The following is a 5,309-nucleotide window of genomic DNA, read 5'->3' on the forward strand; positions in this document are numbered from 1 at the left end:
GATCTTCCGGCGAGGTCAACCAGACCGTCGTCGAGATGGAGCGCGGCTTCCTCTTCCTGATGGCCGTCAGCGACGGTTCCGCCCTCGCCGTACTCGCCTCGCCGGACTCCGACATCGGCCTGGTCGGCTACGAGATGGCCCTCCTCGTCGACCGCGCCGGCGCCGTCCTCACCCCCGCACTCCGCGCAGAACTCCAGGGCAGTCTCCTGCACTGAGTCCCCTGAGCGGCCAACCCCATCCGTCCCACCTCCCCGCCGGGTCTGACCCGACCAGACCCGGCGCCTCACCCTCAGCTACCCTCAGGCAGCTGATTTCGCCTCAGCTGGCACCGCCCCAGCTGGAACCGGCTGCCCAAGGCTGCAGCACAAGGAGGACCCATGACCCCGCCTTCGACACCCGCCGGCTCGTACGGCAGCGGGTACGGCAGCGGCTACGGCGGGCAGCAGTCCGACGGCTACGAGCAGCAGCCGCTGGTCCGCCCGTACGCGATGACCGGAGGCCGCACCCGGCCCCGGTACCAGCTCGCCATCGAGGCGCTGATCTCGACCACCGGCTCCGCCGAGCGGTCCGGCGGGCTGCTGCCCGAGCACTCCCGGATCGTGAACCTCTGCCGTGAGGTCAAGTCCATCGCGGAGATCTCCGCACTCGCCGGCGTTCCGCTCGGTGTCGCCCGCATCCTCGTGGCCGACCTGGCCGAGGCCGGCCTTGTCGCCATCCACCAGCCCGCCGCCGCGGGCGAGTCGGGCGGAACGCCCGATGTCACGCTGCTCGAAAGGGTCCTCAGTGGACTTCGCAAGCTCTAACGGAGCCACCCGCGCCACGACCTCGGCGAAGATCGTCGTCGCCGGCGGCTTCGGCGTCGGCAAGACCACGCTCGTCGGCGCCGTCTCCGAGATCAACCCGCTGCGCACCGAAGCCGTCATGACCTCCGCGTCCGCCGGCATCGACGACATCAGCCACGTCTCCGGCAAGACGACCACCACCGTCGCCATGGACTTCGGCCGCATCACCCTCGACGAGGACCTGATCCTGTACCTGTTCGGCACCCCCGGACAGGACCGCTTCTGGTTCATGTGGGACGACCTCGTCCGCGGCGCCATCGGCGCCGTCGTCCTCGTCGACACCCGACGCCTCGCCGACTGCTTCCCCGCCCTCGACTACTTCGAGAACAGCGGCCTGCCCTTCGTCGTCGCCCTCAACGGCTTCGACGGACACCAGCCCCACACCGCCGACGAGGTCCGCGAAGCCCTCCAACTCGGCCCCGACACCCCGGTCGTCACCCTGGACGCCCGACGCCGTGACAGCGCCAAGAGCGCCCTCATCACGCTCGTCGAGCACGCCCTCCTCGCCCGCCTGCGCTGAACGCGGCCCGCAGGCCGGCAGCCCCGGTGTCCCGCCAGCCCGGCGGGCACCGGGGCGCCTGCTCTTGCGGGGCGGTGTCCTCCGCGCGGCTCGCGCAAGACCCCTGCATAAGCAGCGGATAACAGTTCGGTAGGCATTTTGTGATCAACAGTGACCATGCGTAGCGATTTAGCGTCGCTCAGCGCCAGAAGACCACGGTTTTACGCCGCGATGTCAACGAATGTCCGAAATGCTCCACAGCAGCGTGCCGCCAGCCGCTGTTTGTCCCCCATCCCTGCACGTGCTGAAATTCCAGCTACCCCTAAATCCCGTACGGCAGTCCCACCCAGCAGCGGGCCGCTGCCAGGGGTAGCGCTGGATTGATCCATGGCCGCCAATCGGCCGAGAGGTTGTTGTCGAGTGAGGCGTAAGCAGCAAGTCGCCCCGCAGCGGCGCTCCGAGCCCCGCCAGAGCGAGCCGAACGGTACCGCAACGGACCAGGCCGGATTCTCCGCGTTCACGCCGGTCGAGGAACGCCCGCCGGCCCCCAAGCCACAGGCCCCCGCCGCCTCCACGGAGCGCCGCAGCAGCGGCTCCGCGGACGACGGGAGCGGTGGCAAGGGCGGCGGACGGTACGAGTTCCTCCGGCCGCGCAACTGGCGCGTGCCGGCCCGTCTGATCGCGATCCTGATGATCCCCGTGGTCATCGGGCTGGTCTTCGGCGGCCTGCGCGTCAACACCTCGGTCGACGGCTACGTCAAGGCCTCGCGCGCCGAGAAGACCGCGCGCCTGGCCAAGGCGGCCACCGAACTGGCCGAGGCGCTGGAGAACGAGCGCGACAAGACGATCAGCCCCCTGCTGACCGGCCAGGACCCGAACGGCGACGTCGTCAAGACCCGTGCGACCACCGACGCCGCGCTCAAGGCGTACAACACGGCCTACGACGCCACCGACAAGTCCGGTGAGCTCCCGCACCGTCACGCCTCCTTCCAGAGCCTCGTGATCTTCCTGCCGCACCTGCGCGACAACGCCTACAAGCCGGAGCTGTTCGCCACCGCGACCCAGTCCGCCTACTCGACGATGCTCGCGCCGCTGCTGGCCTACGACAACTCGGTCGGCCTCGGCAGCACCAACATCACCAGCAAGGGCCGCGCGATCTACGCGATGTCGCTGGCCAAGGCCTCGGCCTCGACCCAGCGCGCGCTGATGCTCCACCTGCTGGTCGGTATATCCGCGCAGTCCACGACCCGGCACGAGAACGTCGACCTGATCCAGCAGCTCCTGGTCTCCCAGAAGCTGGAGCAGGTGTCGCTCTCCGAGTTCAACACCGGCAGCGCCCCCGAGGACGCCAGGCGGTACTCCGACGCCCAGGTCGCCCAGGCCTCCGCCGACCAGCGGTCCGCGTACCGCATGCCGAACGGCAGCGTGCCCACCATGACGGGCCTGATGGCCCTCGGTGCCGCGTACAGCCAGGCCGCCGCGGAGGGCCAGTCCAGGGGCAGGGCCGCCGCCGACGCCGCCTACAACGAGGCGAAGAACTCCGGCCTGACCAAGGAGAACTGGGAACAGGCCGCCAACACCCACATCGCCACCCTGCGCTCCACCGAGGTCGCGCTGCTGGACGACGTCCTCAACGACGCCTCGGACCTGCGGGACAACGCGCTCTACGACGCCATCCTCAACTCGGCGATCGTGCTCGCCGCACTGGTCCTCGCCGGTGTCCTCACCGGCTACGTGGCCCGCTCGATGATTCTCGGCATGCGCACCCTGCGCAACGCCGCCCTGGAGATCGCCGACCACCGCCTGCCGGAACTGGTCGAGAAGCTCTCCAAGACAGACCCGGAGCGGGTGGACACCTCGGTCACCCCGATCCCGCTGCACGGCAAGGACGAGATCGGCGAGGTCGCCCGGGCCTTCGACCAGGTCCACCGGCAGGCGGTCGAGCTCGCCGCCGAGCAGGCGCTGCTGCGAGGGAACGTCAACGCGATCTTCACCAACCTGTCGCGTCGCAGCCAGGGCCTGATCCAGCGCCAGCTGGCGCTGATCACCGACCTGGAGAACAACGAGGCCGACCCGGACCAGCTGGAGAACCTCTTCAAGCTGGACCACCTGGCCACCCGTATGCGCCGCAACGGTGAGAACCTCCTCGTCCTCGCGGGCGAGGAGGCCGGCCGCCGCTGGAACACCCCGGTGCCGCTGGTCGACGTGCTCCGCGCCGCCGCCTCCGAGGTGGAGCAGTACGAGCGCGTCGAGCTCGCCGGCATCCCCGAGGCCGAGGTCGTCGGCGCCGCCGTGACCGACCTCGTCCACCTCCTCGCCGAGCTGCTGGAGAACGCCACCTCGTTCTCCAGCCCGCAGACCCGGGTCCTGGTCAACGCGACCCGCCTGCCGGACGGCCGGGTGCTGGTCGAGATCCACGACAAGGGCATCGGCCTCACCGCCGAGGACTTCGCCGAGATCAACGAGAAGCTCGCCGAGCCGCCCACGGTCGACGCCACCATCTCCCGCCGCATGGGCCTCTTCGTGGTCGGCCGGCTCTCCCAGCGGCACGACGTCCGCGTCCAGCTCCGCCCCTCGGGCGAGTCCGCGGGCACCACCTCGCTGGTCATGCTGCCGCCGTTCCTGACCCAGATGGGTGCGGCGCCGGAGCCGGAGGAGCAGTTCACCGTCTCCCGGATCTTCGCCGACCAGGAGCCCTCCCAGGCCGACTGGGCCGCCGCCCAGAACCAGCCGCGCAGCGCCGCCGAGCTCGGCTTCGACGACCACCTCACCGGCAACGGCAGCGCCGGCTCCAGCGGCTTCAGCCCGGCCCTGGAGGCCGTCCAGCGCTCGCAGCGGCTCGACCAGGTCCGCCGCGCCGCCCTGGAGGCCGGCCCGGAGACCGCGCAGATGCCGCCGGTCCTCGACGCCGAGGTCGAGGAGGAGTACCCGGCGTACGGTCGGCGCAACGACGAGAACTACGCCCAGGACGACCAGTACGGCGGACAGGGCTACGACCAGTCCGGCTACACCGACGAGCAGTACGCGTACGGCCAGGACGAGTACGCCCGCAACGACTACGGGCAGGACGGGTACGGCCCGGACGCCTACGGCCGGTTCCCCCAGCAGGGCTACGCCGACGACCAGTACGGCCAGGCCCCGAACCAGGGCCAGGGCGACCAGTACGGCCAGTACCAGGGCTACGACGACGGCTACGCCGGCGAGCAGTACGGCCACCGGGCCGACGAGGCTCCGGCCGGCCACCCGTACAGCCCGGAGACCCCGGCGCTGCCCGCGGCCGAGCCGTCCGCCACCCTGCCGTCCGGCCTTCCGCAGCGCCGCCCCGGCCAGCAGCTCGGCGGCGGCTCCGGTGCCGCCTTCCAGGGCGGCGGCCAGGACACCGGCGAGACCCCGAACTGGTTCGCCGGCGCCAAGGACACCTCGGCGCCGACCGAATCGCGCGGACACGAGGTGTCCGCGCTGGGCGGGTACGGTCCCACCGGACCGACCGGCCCGACCAGCGCCACCTGGCAGTCGCCCAACGACGGCTCCTGGCAGCGCGCCGAGCAGCTCCGCGAGCCCGCCTCCGGTGGCACCACCCCGGCGGGCCTGCCCCGCCGGGTACCCAAGCAGAACCTGGTGGCCGGCAACGCCAAGCCCACTCCGCAGGACGGGCCGCAGGTCTCCCGCAGCCCCGAGGAGGTCCGTGGACGCCTCACCAACCTGCGCCGCGGTGTGGAGCAGGGCCGCAGCGCCGGCAACACCGGAAGCTTCCGGATCGACCCCGATCAGGTAGACCAGTCCGGCAACGGACAGCAGAATCGCAGCACCGATCTCTTCGGCGGCTCGAATCACCAGGAGCGTTGAGTTGAGTCAGATGAGCCAGGCCGCACAGAACCTGAACTGGCTGATCACCAATTTCGTGGACAACACCCCCGGGGTGTCGCACACGGTGGTGGTCTCCGCGGACGGCCTCCTGCTGTGCAGTG

4 protein-coding genes and 1 pseudogene are annotated in these 5,309 nt (G+C 70.7%); all 5 read left to right on the forward strand.

Annotation, left to right across the window (positions count from 1 at the left end):
- Positions 1-215: pseudogene (locus tag C2142_RS39725) on the forward strand (roadblock/LC7 domain-containing protein); the annotation flags it as partial.
- A 162-nt stretch (positions 216-377) separates the two neighbouring features.
- Positions 378-803: a DUF742 domain-containing protein gene (locus C2142_RS13160; protein WP_148642810.1), complete on the forward strand. Its 426-nt coding sequence runs from the start codon at positions 378-380 to the stop codon at positions 801-803.
- Positions 784-1,362 (forward strand): ATP/GTP-binding protein, encoded by a 579-nt coding sequence (locus tag C2142_RS13165; RefSeq protein ID WP_148642811.1) that lies wholly within the window; start codon positions 784-786, stop codon positions 1,360-1,362. The genes C2142_RS13160 and C2142_RS13165 overlap by 20 nt, the downstream gene beginning before the upstream one ends.
- A gap of 399 nt (positions 1,363-1,761) precedes the next feature.
- A complete protein-coding gene (locus tag C2142_RS13170) occupies positions 1,762-5,187 on the forward strand; it encodes a nitrate- and nitrite sensing domain-containing protein (protein ID WP_241002553.1) in 3,426 nt (1,141 codons plus the stop codon).
- Positions 5,188-5,197: 10 nt separating this feature from the next.
- Positions 5,198-5,309 (forward strand): roadblock/LC7 domain-containing protein (locus C2142_RS39730; protein ID WP_241003186.1); only part of this gene is annotated, 112 nt, incomplete at its 3' end.

Source organism: Streptomyces sp. CB01881, assembly GCF_002953255.1.
Classification (GTDB): domain Bacteria; phylum Actinomycetota; class Actinomycetes; order Streptomycetales; family Streptomycetaceae; genus Kitasatospora.